Origin of the sequence: Rhodococcus sp. 3258 (assembly GCF_031456475.1) — a bacterium.
GTDB classification, from domain to species: Bacteria; Actinomycetota; Actinomycetes; order Mycobacteriales; family Mycobacteriaceae; genus Rhodococcoides; species Rhodococcoides fascians.
Genome location: NZ_JAVDUT010000004.1, coordinates 175,750 through 190,081, shown reverse-complemented (window position 1 = coordinate 190,081; position 14,332 = coordinate 175,750). Strand labels below are relative to the sequence as shown.

Below are 14,332 nucleotides of genomic sequence, written 5' to 3'. Positions count from 1 at the left end.
TTACCCGTGTTTCTGTTGCTGTCCACATCGGACACCGATCTGCTCAGTGCCCGCGCCAGTGGGGCCGATTTCACGTGGGGCAACCCGTCCCGCCTGCTGGCGGAAGACATCCCGTCGATGGCCGAATCGGCCGAGCTGATCATCGTCCGCATTCTCGGATCGCGTCGCTCGTGGGAGTCGGGAATCGAGGCCGTCCTGGCCACCGGTTTGCCCGTGGTCGTGCTGGGCGGCGAACAGGCCCCGGATGCGGATCTGATGGAGATCTCCACGGTGCCCGCCAACGTCGCCGCCCAAGCGCACAACTATCTGGCCGAGGGCGGCTCGGGCAATTTGCGGCAGCTGTACAACTTTCTGTCCGACACGGTGCTCCTCACCGGTCACGGTTTCGATGCCCCTCGACACCTGCCGACGTGGGGCCACCTCGAGCGGAACTCCGACCAGCACTCCGACGGCCCGACGGTGGCGATTCTGTACTACCGCGCTCAGCATCTCGCCGGAAATACCACCTACATCGATGCCCTCGCCGCCGCAGTCGAGAACGCCGGGGCGAACGCACTGCCCATCTACTGTGCGTCACTGCGTACGGCGGAAGCCGACCTGCTGGAGACGCTGAAGTCGGCGGATGCCTTGATCGTGACCGTGCTGGCTGCGGGCGGCACCAAACCCGCCGGCGCTTCGGCCGGCGGCGACGACGAAGCCTGGGATGTCGCCGAGCTCGCCGCCCTCGACGTTCCGATCCTGCAGGGTCTGTGCCTGACGAGTTCCCGCGCGACGTGGTCCGAGAACGACGACGGACTCTCGCCCCTCGACGTGGCCACGCAGGTCGCTGTCCCGGAATTCGACGGCCGCCTCATCACGGTTCCGTTCTCGTTCAAGGAGATCGACGACGACGGCCTGACCACGTACGTTCCGGACCACGAGCGAGCAGCACGCGTCGCCGGCATCGCCGTCCGCCATGCGCGGCTCCGACACATCCCGGCCGCCGACCGACGAATCGCCCTGATGTTCTCGGCGTATCCCACCAAACATGCCCGCATCGGCAATGCCGTCGGCCTCGACACTCCCGCCAGCGCGATCGCGTTGATGTCGGACATGCGTGAGGCAGGCTACGACCTCGGACCGCTCGAGGGCCCGGATTCGGTGCCCGGTCTGGCGGCCCGAGACGGCGACGCACTGATCCACGCCCTGATCGCCCGTGGCGGTCAGGACCCCAACTGGCTCACCGACGCCCAGCTCGAGGGCAATCCCATTCGTATTTCGGCGGCCCGGTATCGAACCTGGTTCGAGCAGCTTCCCGACGACCTTCGCGAGGGTGTGATCGAACATTGGGGACCGGCACCGGGTGATCTCTACGTCGATCGTTCCGCTGATCCCGACGGTGAGATCGTCATCGCAGCAATGCAATTCGGCAATGTGGTCATCATGGTTCAGCCGCCGCGCGGATTCGGTGAGAAGCCCGTTGCGATCTATCACGACCCGGATCTGCCGCCGAGCCATCACTATTTGGCCGCCTACCGGTGGATCTCCGCAGCCCGCGAGGACGGCGGCTTCGGGGCCGACGCGATGGTTCATCTCGGTAAGCACGGAAACCTGGAATGGCTCCCCGGCAAGACCCTCGGCATGTCCGCCTCCTGCGGCACCGACGCTGCACTGGGCGACTTGCCGCTGATCTACCCCTTCCTGGTCAACGATCCGGGGGAGGGCACACAGGCCAAGCGGCGAGCCCACGCCACTCTCGTCGATCACCTCATCCCGCCGATGGCGCGAGCGGAGAGCTACGGAGACATCTCTCGGCTCGAACAGCTGCTGGACGAACACGCGAACATTTCGGCTCTCGATCCGGCCAAGCTGCCGGCCATTCGCCAGCAGATCTGGACGCTGATGACCGCGGCACAGATGCACAAGGACCTCGGACTCGACGAGCGTCCCGACGAGGAAGTGTTCGACGACATGCTGCTGCACGTCGACGGATGGCTGTGCGAGATCAAGGACGTGCAGATCCGCGACGGGCTGCACATCCTGGGCCAGGAGCCCGTCGGCGACGCCGAGGTCGAGTTGGTGCTGGCGATGCTGCGCGCTCGGCAGATGTGGGGCGGCGAGCAGACGGTGCCCGGTCTACGCGAAGCTCTCGGGCTCAGCGAGGACGGCGACGAGGAACGCACGCGCGTGGACAGCATCGAGGCCGTCGCGCACGGATTGGTCGCGGCAATGCAAGCGACGCAGTGGAATCCGGCCGAGGCCGAGCGGGTCGCGGGCGAACACGGTGACGTGGTCGCAGAGATTCTGAGGTTCGCCGCCGCCGAGGTGGTACCGCGTCTACGCGGAACTTCCCGCGAGATCGAGCAGGTGTTGCACGCTCTCGACGGCGGGTTCATCGCGGCGGGTCCGAGCGGTTCACCGCTGCGCGGCCTGATCAACGTGCTTCCTACCGGCCGCAATTTCTACTCGGTCGACCCGAAGGCCGTGCCGTCGAAACTGGCGTGGGAGACCGGTCAGGCGATGGCAGAATCCCTGCTCGCTCGCTACCGCCAGGATCACGGAGAGTGGCCGAAGTCGGTCGGTCTCTCGGTGTGGGGCACCTCGGCCATGCGGACCTCGGGCGACGACATCGCCGAGGTGTTCGCTCTGCTCGGAGTCTCCCCGGTGTGGGACGAGGCCTCGCGCCGGGTGACGCGCCTCGAGGTGATCGACCTCGACGAGCTCGACCGCCCTCGCATTGATGTGACGGTACGGATCAGTGGATTCTTCCGTGACGCGTTCCCGCACGTGCTCGCCCTTCTCGACGACGCGGTTCGGATGGTGGCTGCGTTGGACGAGGAGCCCGAGCAGAACTACGTCCGTGCACACGCGCAGGCCGATCTGGCCGAACACGGTGACGAACGACGTTCTACGACACGCATTTTCGGGTCGAAGCCAGGAACGTACGGTGCCGGGTTGCTTCAGCTGATCGACAGCAAGACGTGGCGCAGCGACGACGACCTTGCTCAGGTGTACACCACCTGGGGCGGCTTCGCCTACGGCCGCGGACTCGACGGAGTACCCGCGTCGGACGACATGCGCACTGCGTACAAGCGTATTGCCGTGGCCGCCAAGAACACCGATACACGTGAGCACGACATCGCCGATTCCGACGACTACTTCCAGTACCACGGCGGCATGGTCGCGACGGTGCGCGCGCTGACCGGAAAGTCGCCCGAGGCATACATCGGTGACAGCACGCGGCCGGAATCGGTTCGCACGCGCACACTCTCGGAAGAAACCGCCCGCGTCTTCCGCGCTCGGGTCGTCAACCCTCGGTGGCTCGAAGCCATGCGCAGGCACGGCTACAAGGGTGCGTTCGAGATGGCGGCGACCGTGGACTACCTGTTCGGTTACGACGCCACCACCGATGTGGTGCAGGACTGGATGTACGAGAAGTTGGCCGAGACCTATGTGCTCGACGAGCAGAACCAGAAGTTCATGCAACAGTCCAATCCCTGGGCACTGCACGGTATTGCCGAACGACTGCTCGAGGCCGCGGAGCGCAAGATGTGGGCCGAGCCGGACAAGCAGGTTCTCGACGGCTTGCGCCAGGTGTACCTGGAAACCGAAGGTGAGCTCGAGGGGGAGTAGCGACGTACCCTTCTCGGTATGACTGCCACCTTCGAGGACATTGCCAAGGGCAAGTACGTACTGCTGACGACGTTCAAGAAGGACGGCACCGCCGTACCGACCCCGCTCTGGGGTGCGCTCGACGGTGATCGTCTGCTGGTGTGGACGGTGTCGGATTCGTGGAAGGTCAAGCGCATTCGCCGTAACTCGAAGGTTCTGCTCGCACCGTGCGACATGCGCGGCAAACCCCAGGGCGACGCGGTCGACGCGACAGCCGAGATCCTCGATGCAGCCGGCACCGAGAAAGCGCGCGCGGCGATAGTGTCGAAGTACGGCATCCTGGGCTGGCTCACCGTGAAGGGCAGCGTTCTTCGAAGGGGCAAGAGCGGCTCGGTCGGGCTCGCGATCACTCCCGCGTAACCGGTCTGCACGACGACACCATCGTTGGTATGCGCAGTTCCGAATGCTTCATGAGGCGGCTTCCCCTGCTGCCGGAACGGAGCACCACGTGCCTATTGCAGTGACCGATTACAACCATGTCCGACTCACCGTCAGTGACATCGACCGATCCCGATCGTTCTACGACTCGGTGTTCGGCTTCGAGGTGGCCTACGCCTGGGATCCCGACGCGGACGAGGAGACCAAACAAGCCCTGTGGTTCCTCTTCGGCGGCGTGATCTACAAGTTCGGCGGGGGTTTGCTCGGTCTGCGCCCGGTCGCGCCGAGCGACGACACCTTCGCCGAAGATCGTTGCGGGCTGGACCACCTCAGCTTCACCGTCGATACCCGTGCCGCGCTCGAGGATGCAGTCAAGACGCTCGATGAGCTCGGCATCGCGCACGAGGGCATCAAGGACGCAGGGCCCGGACTGTCCATCGTGGAGTTCCGCGACCCCGACAACATCGCGCTCGAGCTGTCCGGACCCGACAAGTAACGGTCGGACGCAGGGCCTGCGGGAAAGACCCCGCAGACCCTATTGCGCGGCGCTGACCGAGGACATGTGAAAGTCCGGAATGCGCAGCGGCGGCATTGCCGTGCGAGTGAACCAGTCCTTCCACTCGCGCGGCAGTGTTGCCTCCGTCCGTCCGGCCTCGGTGACACGTCGCAACAGATCCAGAGGACTCTCGTTGAAGCGGAAGTTGTTGACGGCTCCGATGATCCGGCCGTCCTCGATGGCGTAGACGCCGTCGCGGGTGAGACCCGTGAGCAGCAACGACGTCGGATCGACCTCTCGGATGTACCACAGTGTCGTCAGTAACAGCCCGCGCTCGGTCGACGCGACCATCGCGTCGATCCCGGTGTCGCTGCCGCCGGTGAGGATCAGATTCTCCCCGGGGACGGTAACGGGTACCTCGAACTTCCGGGCTCCGGCGCGGGTATAGGCCAGTGCTGCGATCGCGCCGTCCCGGATCCAATCGACCCGGTCGATGCCGAGACCGTTGTCGAACACCGACACCGCATCACTGGAGGAGCCCGCCGCGACGAACGGCGCGTACCCGAGACCGGGCTCGCGAGGGTCGGAGTGCAGCGTCAGGGGCAGCTCGGTGAGCTTCTCGCCGACTCGGGTGCCACCGGCCCGCGAGAGTGCGGTGCGACCCTCCTGGGCCCCGCGCCCCTCCATGGTCCACATCAGGTAGATCATCAGATCGGCCACGGCGGAGGGCGGCAACACCGTGTCGTACCGACCGGCGGGACGCTCCACGGTGTTCTGCGCCCAGCCCAGCCTGGTGGACAATTCGTCGAGCATCGATGCCGCCGACACGTCGCGGAAATCGGCTGTACCTTTCCCCACCCAGGCACTCGCACCGGACCGCTTTCCGTTGATCTCGATCGACCCGGTCGGCTGTGTGAACGTGCGCCGCACACCGGTCGAGGTTCCGAGCCACACGTTGTCGACGCGATGCTCGGCGAATCCGTATAACGTGTCTCGGCCGTCGAATCCGACGTTCAGTTCCGTTGCCAGCGAACCGAACACGTCGATGGACGTGGCCTGCGCGTGTCGATCCCAGCCGTCCGGCTCGGAATCGGGGGTCAGCAGCGGCATCGCGTCGTCCGCAGGCTCGGCGGCGCGGGCCGCTGCTTCACTGGCGCGCACGACGTCCGCGATCTCGCTCGGATCGACACTGGTGGACGACACCGAGCCCACCCGCGCCACGTCCCCGTTCCGGACGATGGACACCACCACCCACTGCCTCGAAGTGGAGACGCCGTTCGTGGTCATCGAATTGCCCGCCCACCGAAGCGTCGCGTCGCTGGAGTCGGTGACGAGGACGACGGTGTCGTCGACGCTCGCACACGCCAACGCACGTTCGATCACCTGCTGCGGCTCGATCATCGACCTGCCTCCGATCGGGTGTTGAGGACGTTGACCCCGCGGAACAGTGCGACCGGGCAACCGTGACTGACCGCGGCGACCTGACCGGGTTGGGCCTTGCCGCAGTTGAACGCCCCACCGAGTTTCCAGGTGGAGCGACCTCCGAGCAGTTCCATGGAACCCCAGAAATCCGTCGTCGTCGCTTGATAGGCGACGTCGCGCACCTGGCCGTCGAGCACACCGTTTCGAATCCGGTAGAAGCGTTGTCCGGTGAACTGGAAGTTGTACCGCTGCATATCGATCGACCACGATTTGTCGCCGACCACGTAGATACCGTCCTCGACCGCGGCGATGACCTCCTCGGTCGACCGGTCGGTGTCGGGATCGGGCTGCAACGACACGTTCGCCATGCGTTGGATCGGAACGTGATGTGCGGAGTCGGCGTAGGAGCATCCATTGGACCGTTCGAGTCCGAGCCTCGGGGCGAAGACCCGATCGAGTTGGTAGCCGACGAGTGTTCCGTCGCGAACCAGATCCCACTTCTGCGCGGCCACGCCGTCGTCGTCGTAGCCGATACTGGCGAGACCGTTCACCTCGGTCCGGTCTGCGGTGACGTGCATGATGGGTGAGCCGTAACGCAAGGTTCCGAGCTGATCGGGTGTGGCGAAGGACGTCCCGGCGTAGGCGGCCTCGTACCCGATCGCTCGGTCGTATTCCGTTGCGTGTCCGATGGATTCGTGGATGGTGAGCCACAGGTTGGTGGGATCGATGACGAGATCCGTCGGACCTGCCACCACCGACGGGGCCTTGACCTTCTCGGCCAGCCACTCCGGGATGCGCGCGAGTTCGTCCGCCCAGTCCCACGTGCTGTGTTCACCGAGGTATTCCCAGCCGCGTCCGACGGGCGGTGCCAATGTCCGCATCGAATCGAACGCACCGGCCGCTCGGTCCACGGCAGTGGCCTCGAACTGCGGGTGTAGTCGTACCCGTTGCTGAGTGATCGAGCTGCCCGCCGAATCGGCATAGAACGACTGTTCCTTGACCTGCAGCACCGACGCCGTGACGTGGTCGACGCCGTCGGAGGCGGACAACCTGGCCGAGTACTCGGCCAGCAGCGCCACTTTGTCGGTGGTGGGAACGTCGAACGGGTCGATCTCGTACTGCGAGACCCAGACCGCGTCCGAGTACACCGGTTCGGGCGCGAGTTCGACCCGTTCGCGGTTGAGCACGCGTAACGCCGTCGCCACCTCGGCCGCACGCCGCGCCGTGGTGGCAGCCGCGTCGGTACTCAGCTCGGCGTGAGAGGCGAAACCCCAGGTGCCGTCGACGACCACCCGCACCGCCAACCCGATCTCCCCGGCGTCGACGGCGGATTGCACCGAGCCGTCGCGCAGTGAAATCGACTGGGTCGTCAGCCGCTGCACCCGGAAGTCCGCATGCGAGGCTCCGGCCGTGCGCGCCGCGCTCAGGGCCGCGTCGGCAAGTTCTCGCAGGGGGAGGGCGAGGAAATCGGCGTCGACCGACCGGTCCGATGGTGTCGTCACGACTGTGACGCTAGCCGAATTGTTGCCAGCCGAGGCGTAGGACCATGCCGATCACGACGACGAGCAACACGATCCTGACGAAGCCTGCGCCCCTGGCGACCGCCGTCCTCGAACCGAGTACCGCACCGACGACATTGCAGGCGGCCATCGCAGCACCGAGTTGCCAGTACACACTGCCGGTGAATGCGAAATAGGTCAGCGCACCGACATTGGAGCCGACGTTGATCACCTTTGCCATCGCGGCGCTGCGGACGAATTCGGTGCCCAGCATCGTCGCGAAGACGATGATGAGGAAGGTGCCGGTGCCGGGTCCGAGAATACCGTCGTAGAACCCGATGCCGGCTGCGGCGAGGCCGATCACGATCAGAACTTTGCGATGCGTCGGGGGCGACGGTGCCGCGGTACGACCGATGGTCGGTCGACAGGTCACCAGTACCGCAACGCCTACCAGCACGACCATGATGATCGGCACGAAGAGGTCGCGGTCGATCAACGACACCGCGGCAGCGCCCGCCGCCGAGGTCGTCGCCGCGATCGCGCCGGCAGGAACGAGCACCTTCCAGTCGAGCGAGACCTTGCGGGCGAACGTGACGACGGCGGCGACTGTTCCGAAGACTGCGGTCGCCTTGTTGGTCGCGAGGGCTGCCTGCTGTGTCAGTTGCGGTGCCACGAGCAAGATCGCCGGCAACAGAATGAGACCGCCGCCGCCGACCACGGCGTCGACCCATCCTGCTGCTGTCGCGGCGGCCATCAACAATCCCCAGTCCGCGACAGTCATACGGCAAACTCAATCACATGCGTCGATTCAGCCTGTGGCTCCGTGGCCAACCGTTCGTGGCCGACGCACTGCTCGCCGGTGGGCTTTTCGTCATCGAGATTCTCGTTTTCGTGAGTTCGGCCGACGGCCTGAACGGGCCGTTGTTTCTGGCCTTCTCGGTGGTCCTGACCGTTCCCGTCGCGTGGCGGCGTCGGTTCCCCAGGTCCGTGGCGGCCGTGGCGCTCGTGTCGACGTTCGTCGCCGACGTGTGGGGAGCCATGGTCGGGGATACCTCCAACGGCCATCCGGCCGCACTGGCGTTGCCGATCATGCTCTACACCCTGGTGGCCTACGTCGGCCGCACGCAGGGGGCCGTCTACGCCGCCGGTGTGGCCGCCTACTCGGTGTCCTCGTTGTTGCTCTTCCACCAGCCGTTGTTCACGACGCTGCTGTTCAGCGCTCTGCTGTACGCACTGTCGTGGGTCGCTGCCGAATTCCTCGGTGCCCGACGCGCATACGACGAGGCGATGGAGGCCCGACTGATCGTGGCCGAGTACGACCGGGATCGCCGCGCCGAGGAGGCCGTGCTCATGGAAAGAACACGCATCGCGCGCGAGCTGCACGATGTCGTCGCCCACGGGGTGAGCGTGATGGTGGTCCAGGCCGACGGGGCGTCGTATGCCATCCGGCGCAACCCCGAACGTGCCGAGCAGGCGGTGGCCAACATCTCGGCGACGGGCCGGCAGGCGCTGGCCGAACTGCGTAGAACGGTCGCGCTGCTGCGAACGACCCCCGACGCGGACGACATGCCCGAGTACGGCACGGCCGGTCTGGCCCGCGTCGTGGAAATGATGAGTCGAGCCGGCCTGAACGTCGAGTTGGAACAGACGGGCAATCTCGACGACATCAGTCCGGCGATCAGTCTCGGCGTCCACCGACTCGTCCAGGAATCGCTGACGAACGTTCTTCGGCACGCCGGCCATGCCCCGCGAGCCGTCGTGCGGGTCGCACGCGAAGCAGACACCGTCACCGTCGAGATCTCCGACAACGGCACCGGCAGTGCGGCGCCACCGACCGGTGGCGGAGGACACGGACTGGTGGGGATGCGGGAGCGAGTCGCGGTGTTGCAGGGCACGTTGCAGGTCGGTCGAACACCCCAGGGCTCATGGCTCGTGCGGGCGAGACTGCCGATCGAGTAGGCGTTAGGTTGTGTCGGTGCCGATCACCGTTGTCGTCGTGGACGACCAGGAACTGATGCGAATGGGCCTGAACATGGTGCTCGAAGCCCAGGACGACATCGAGGTGATCGGTGAAGCGTCCGACGGCTCCGGTGCCATCGAAGCCGTGGCACGGCTGGCGCCCGCCGTGGTGTTGATGGACGTCCGCATGCCCGGGATCGACGGGGTCTCCGCCACTCGAGCGATCACCGAATCGGGATCGGACACCAGGGTTCTGGTCATGACGACGTTCGATCTCGACGAGCACGTACTCGGTGCGCTCAGGGCAGGAGCCAGTGGATTTCTGCTCAAGGACACACCGCCCGAGGATCTGGTATCCGCGATTCGGAGCGTGGCTGCGGGTGACGCCGTCGTATCACCGAAAGTCACGAAGAGGCTGTTGTCGCGGTTCGTCGAGCGCACCGAGCCGGCCGTCGACCCATCGGTACTGGACGGCCTGACCGGGCGTGAGCGAGAGGTCATGGCGCACCTGGCAACCGGGCTGTCCAATGCCGAGATCGCGACGGTGTTGCACCTGTCCGAGGCGACCATCAAGACCCACATCGGCCGAATACTGACCAAACTGGGAGTACGTGACCGAGTGCAAGCCGTCGTACTCGCCTACGAATCCGGCCTCGTCAGACCCGGATCCTGAGAATCTCCCGGCAAACAGGACGCATCGGGAGAAAAACGACTGTGCCGGACGTTGTACGGACCAAGCGAAGAAAGGACCGTCATGCTCGCTCTGTTCGTGCTCTACGTCGTGGTCGAGGTTGCAGCCCTGGTCGCTGTGGGCAGTGCACTCGGTGTGCTGTGGACCGTGGTGCTGCTCATCGCCGGATCGTTGGTCGGTTCGTTGCTGGTCCGTTCGCAAGGCCGGCGGGTACTGGACGGCCTGCGACGCGCATCGCAGGGTGAACGCTCGGCCGAGGGAGCCGTGGCCGACGGCGCACTCTTCGCTGCAGGGTCGGTGGCCATGTTCGTGCCCGGCCTGGTGACCACGGTGGTAGGTCTGTTGCTGTTGATCCCACCGACTCGCTGGCTGCTCCGGCCTGCCGTGCTGTGGGCGGCCGCGCGGTGGCTGCCCCGAGTCGCGGCGTCCACTCGACGCATGCGCCCCACGGTCATCGACGGTGAGGTACTCGACGACCGTACGGCCGGCGAGAATCGCGGACCACGAACCACCGGACCGTCGCTCGTTCTCGAGGGTGAGGTGATCGACCCGGGCCGCGTCGATCCCGCTGCCGGGGATTTCCCCAAGCCCCACCGGTAGGGGCAGACTGGTCGCTCGTGACCACCGAATTGTTCTGCGGCGGACGGATCTACAGTCCTTCGGCTCCCGATGCCACCGCCATGGCCGTGACCGACGGAATCATCAGCTGGATCGGTGAGGATCGCACCGGAAGAGCCTTGCACCCCGGCGTTCCCATCACCGATCTGGCCGGTTCTTTCGTTGCTCCGGCGTTCGTGGACACGCACGTTCACGTGACCGACCTCGGACTGTCGCTGATCGGCCTGGACCTGAGCCGGTCCACGTCGATCGAAGAGTGCCTGCGCATGGTGCGAGAACATGCGGCATCCTCGGAAGACGAACTGCTCTGGGGTCACGGTTGGGACGAGTCGACCTGGTCCGAACAACGTCCTCCCACCACCGCCGAACTCGATGCGGCTGCTCCCGGACGAGCGGTGTACCTCACCCGAGTCGACTCGCATTCTGCCGCCGTATCCACCCGGTTGCGGTTCGCCGCGTCCGCTGCCGACGCCACTTCCGGCTACTCCGAACAGTCTCCACTGACCGCAGAAGCGCACCATCGTGCTCGGCAGACCGCTCGCTCGCTGCTCACCGCCGACACCCGACGCCGAGCAAGAGCTGCTGCGCTGGACGACGCCGCGGCGCACGGAATCGTCGCGGTCCACGAATGTGCAGGACCGGTGGTGTCGGGCATCGTCGATTTCCGTGAACTCATGAACACCGAGCACGGCGTCGAAGTACGCGGCTACTGGGGCGAGCTGGCAGATACCGCCGAACGCGCCCGCGAATTGCTCGAAGAGACCGGTGCCCACGGATTGGCAGGCGATATCTTCGTCGACGGATCCCTCGGGTCGCACACCGCATGGTTGAGCTCGCCGTACGCCGATGGTCCCGGAACCGGGGTGTCGTACGCAGATGTCGACGCGATAGCTGCACACATCGCCGCCTGCACGACGGCCGGAATTCAGGCCGGCTTCCACGTCATCGGCGACGCCGCGGTGTCGGCCGCCGTCACTGCATTCGGCCGGGTGGTCGCCGATCTGGGCACGCCCGCCGTCGCGTCCTGCGGACACCGGCTCGAGCACGTGGCAATGGTGTCCGCGCAGCAAGCCGACCTGTTGGCGTCGTGGGGCGTCATCGCCAGCATGCAGCCGGCGTTCGACGCGGCGTGGGGCGGAGCCGACGGCCTCTACGCCGCGCGTCTGGGTGCCGAGCGCGCTGCCGAACTCCATCCGTTCGCACGCCTGGCGTCTGCGGGAGTCTCGCTGGCGTTCGGCTCCGATGCGCCGGTGACGTCCCTCGATCCGTGGGCGACGGTCCGCGCTGCGGCGAACCACCGCACTCCGGGGAGCTCGGTGTCGCCCCGTGCTGCGTTCTCGGCTGCGACGCGCGGTGCATGGCGGGCGGGGGGAGTGCGCGACGGTTTGGCCGGAACACTGGTGCCGGGAGCCCCCGCGTCCTTTGCGGTGTGGGACGTGGACGAGCTCGTCGTGCGAGCACCGAAGGACAGCGTTCAACGGTGGTCGACCGACCCCCGTGCGGGCGTGGCACCGCTGCCCAGCCTCGAGGCGTCGTCCGTCGGTCCCCGCTGCTCGATGACGGTGCACCGTGGACGGGTCGTTCATGAGCAGTGAGAACCCCTCGACCGCGCGACTGACCCGGCTGTACGGACCTGCGCTGTCGACCGTCCTGGCTGCCGTTGCCGGCGCGCTCGTCTTCGCCAGTTTTCCGCCGCGAACGCTCTGGTTTCTGGCACCCATCGGCATCGCAGTACTGGCACTGGTTCTGACGGGGTTCGGCGGCCGCCGATCGGTGTCGCTGAAAGGCGGATTCGGATACGGCTACGTGGCCGGCCTCGCCTTCTTCGTTCCTCTGCTCCCGTGGATCGGCGTCTACGTCGGCCCGGTGCCGTGGCTCGCGCTGGCCGCAGCCGAATCGGTGTTCCTCGGTCTGTTCGGTATGACGGCCGTGCTGGTTGCGCGGAGCGCGTGGTGGCCGCTGTCGATGGCCCTGATGTGGAGCGCCGCCGAGTGGCTTCGGTCGAGCGTTCCTTTCGGAGGGTTTCCGTGGGGCCGGCTGGCGTTCGGACAACCCGAGGGCTGGTTGCTTCCGTTGGCGAGCATCGGAGGCGCACCGCTGCTCAGTTTCGGGGTCGCGCTCACCGGTACCGGACTGGCCGCGCTGGTGCTGACACTCACGCGTCGCGTCACCGCCCGATCGCTCGTCGGACCGGTCGTGACCACGGCGATCGCATCGATCACTGCGGTGTCGCTGATCCCGACTCTGCACACGAACGACACCGGGGACGGCGATCGCACGGCGACGATCGCTGCCATTCAGGGCAGTGTTCCTCGCCTGGGGCTGGACTTCAACGCGCAGCGACGCGCGGTACTGGACAACCACGTGCGCGAGACGATGGCGCTGGCCGCCGATGTCGACGCGGGCAGGCAACCCGCGCCGGATCTCGTCGTGTGGCCGGAGAACGCATCGGATATCGACCCGCTGCGCAACTCCGACGCTGCGACGCTCATCACGCAGGCGTCGGTTGCCGTCGGTGCGCCGATCCTCGTGGGCACCGTCCTGGTCAACGCGAACAACACGAACACCAATTCCGTCATCGCGTGGAACGGTGCGGAAGGACCAGGGGAGCGGCACGACAAGAAGATCATTCAGCCCTTCGGTGAATACTTGCCGTACCGAAGTTTTTTTCGACTGTTTTCGGAATACGCCGATCGAGCGGGTTATTTCGTTCCTGGAAATGGAAACGGTGTCGTACACGCTGCAGGAATAGCGGCCGGAATAGCCACGTGCTACGAAGTCGCATTCGATCGAGCCCTCGACGAGTCCGTTCGTTCGGGTGCGCAATTCATCGCGATCCCTACCAACAACGCCACGTTCGGCGATACCGAAATGACGTATCAACAGCTGGCGATGTCGCGGGTGCGAGCCGTCGAACACGGACGCACCGTCGTGGTTGCGGCGACGAGCGGCGTCAGTGCCGTAGTCGGACCCGAGGGGAACGTCCTGCAACAAACCCCGCTGTTCGAGCCGGATGTACTGGTATCGACGGTCGAACTGCGGAGCTCGCTCACACCCGCAACACGCATCGGTTTCGGCGCGGAGCTGGCGCTGATTCTGGCCGCGGCAGTGGGGTTGATCGCGACGCTCGTCGACGTCCGACGTCGACGGCTTCGCGAATGAAACAATCGTCAAGTTTGTTCGGGTCGGTATTCGGCGCATCGACGGTCCGAATCACTATCATTCGTTCGATGTAAAAACGGCGGTCGGGTGGCGCACACAAGCGATCCTGTAACAAGCTTCTCCGAACAATCGATGCCCACTAGGACTACCGCACAAAAGAACTTCGCCGATGTTGTATCTTTGTAAGCCGCTGGAGGTGTTGGAGGTCCAGGATGCGGCCGCCGTCGTACCCCCGAATGCCGCCTCGGTCACGATGTCAGGGGAGCGAACAATCGGCATCGATGCCGCGTCCGGATCGAGCGCCTGACAGGGAGGGGGAACCGTGTTCCTGAGTTCACGGACACCGTCGATCGGCTCTACTTCGCGTGAGGTTCCCGCGATGCAGCCCGCCCGGTGAAAACGGGGTTCTTCCCTGTTTCAATCCGACAAGCTCCAGGCGACGAATCCAAACAGCCC

General features: G+C 65.8%; 11 protein-coding genes. 8 read left to right on the top strand and 3 right to left on the bottom strand.

From position 1 onward, the window contains the following. Window positions 1-6: 6 nt before the first annotated feature. The 3 genes from cobN (at window position 7) to J2X62_RS14540 (ending at window position 4,525) form a co-directional block, all read left to right on the top strand. Complete coding sequence (gene cobN, locus J2X62_RS14550; protein ID WP_032365815.1) at window positions 7-3,612, top strand: cobaltochelatase subunit CobN; 3,606 nt, start codon at window positions 7-9, stop codon at window positions 3,610-3,612. An 18-nt stretch (window positions 3,613-3,630) separates the two neighbouring features. After that, window positions 3,631-4,011, top strand: a complete 381-nt coding sequence (locus J2X62_RS14545) for a PPOX class F420-dependent oxidoreductase (RefSeq protein ID WP_027497107.1) — start codon at window positions 3,631-3,633, stop codon at window positions 4,009-4,011. An 88-nt stretch (window positions 4,012-4,099) separates the two neighbouring features. Then, window positions 4,100-4,525: a VOC family protein gene (locus J2X62_RS14540; RefSeq protein WP_032365857.1), complete on the top strand. Its 426-nt coding sequence runs from the start codon at window positions 4,100-4,102 to the stop codon at window positions 4,523-4,525. A gap of 39 nt (window positions 4,526-4,564) precedes the next feature. Here the strand turns inward: J2X62_RS14540 and J2X62_RS14535 are convergent, their stop codons facing one another. From J2X62_RS14535 to J2X62_RS14525, 3 genes are read right to left on the bottom strand one after another with little or no spacing between them, the layout of a single operon-like run. Further along, on the bottom strand, window positions 4,565-5,926 hold the full coding sequence (locus J2X62_RS14535; RefSeq protein WP_204856563.1) for a metallopeptidase TldD-related protein: 1,362 nt from the start codon (window positions 5,924-5,926) through the stop codon (window positions 4,565-4,567). Further along, the gene (locus tag J2X62_RS14530) at window positions 5,923-7,449 is read right to left on the bottom strand and encodes a TldD/PmbA family protein (protein WP_032382028.1); all 1,527 of its coding nucleotides are present in this window, start codon (window positions 7,447-7,449) and stop codon (window positions 5,923-5,925) included. Before J2X62_RS14530 ends, J2X62_RS14535 begins: the two co-directional genes overlap by 4 nt. Before the next feature lie 10 nt (window positions 7,450-7,459). Next, window positions 7,460-8,227 carry a TSUP family transporter gene (locus tag J2X62_RS14525; protein WP_032370548.1) on the bottom strand — a complete coding sequence of 256 codons (768 nt, stop codon included), beginning with the start codon at window positions 8,225-8,227 and terminating at the stop codon, window positions 7,460-7,462. Between the two features lie 17 nt (window positions 8,228-8,244). Between J2X62_RS14525 and J2X62_RS14520 the strand changes: the two genes are divergently transcribed. The 5 genes from J2X62_RS14520 to lnt all read left to right on the top strand — a co-directional run bounded on the left by J2X62_RS14520 (window position 8,245) and on the right by lnt (window position 13,876). After that, window positions 8,245-9,405, top strand: coding sequence for a histidine kinase (locus J2X62_RS14520; RefSeq protein WP_310181424.1), 1,161 nt, complete (start codon window positions 8,245-8,247; stop codon window positions 9,403-9,405). A gap of 16 nt (window positions 9,406-9,421) precedes the next feature. Next, window positions 9,422-10,078, top strand: a complete 657-nt coding sequence (locus tag J2X62_RS14515) for a response regulator transcription factor (protein WP_027497113.1) — start codon at window positions 9,422-9,424, stop codon at window positions 10,076-10,078. Window positions 10,079-10,159: 81 nt separating this feature from the next. Continuing rightward, window positions 10,160-10,696: an FxsA family protein gene (locus J2X62_RS14510; protein ID WP_057474729.1), complete on the top strand. Its 537-nt coding sequence runs from the start codon at window positions 10,160-10,162 to the stop codon at window positions 10,694-10,696. A 17-nt stretch (window positions 10,697-10,713) separates the two neighbouring features. Continuing rightward, window positions 10,714-12,309 (top strand): amidohydrolase, encoded by a 1,596-nt coding sequence (locus tag J2X62_RS14505; RefSeq protein WP_283549069.1) that lies wholly within the window; start codon window positions 10,714-10,716, stop codon window positions 12,307-12,309. Then, window positions 12,299-13,876, top strand: coding sequence for an apolipoprotein N-acyltransferase (gene lnt / locus J2X62_RS14500; protein ID WP_032365823.1), 1,578 nt, complete (start codon window positions 12,299-12,301; stop codon window positions 13,874-13,876). Before J2X62_RS14505 ends, lnt begins: the two co-directional genes overlap by 11 nt. The last annotated feature ends 456 nt before the right edge of the window (window positions 13,877-14,332 follow it).

What these genes read in the sequence shown, in the direction of transcription:
- J2X62_RS14545 (WP_027497107.1), top strand. Translation starts at nt 3,631, where the DNA reads ATGACTGCCACCTTCGAGGACATTGCCAAGGGCAAGTACGTACTGCTG.
- J2X62_RS14535 (WP_204856563.1), bottom strand. Translation starts at nt 5,926, where the DNA reads ATGATCGAGCCGCAGCAGGTGATCGAACGTGCGTTGGCGTGTGCGAGC.
- J2X62_RS14525 (WP_032370548.1), bottom strand. Translation starts at nt 8,227, where the DNA reads ATGACTGTCGCGGACTGGGGATTGTTGATGGCCGCCGCGACAGCAGCA.
- J2X62_RS14520 (WP_310181424.1), top strand. Translation starts at nt 8,245, where the DNA reads ATGCGTCGATTCAGCCTGTGGCTCCGTGGCCAACCGTTCGTGGCCGAC.
- J2X62_RS14510 (WP_057474729.1), top strand. Translation starts at nt 10,160, where the DNA reads ATGCTCGCTCTGTTCGTGCTCTACGTCGTGGTCGAGGTTGCAGCCCTG.
- lnt (WP_032365823.1), top strand. Translation starts at nt 12,299, where the DNA reads ATGAGCAGTGAGAACCCCTCGACCGCGCGACTGACCCGGCTGTACGGA.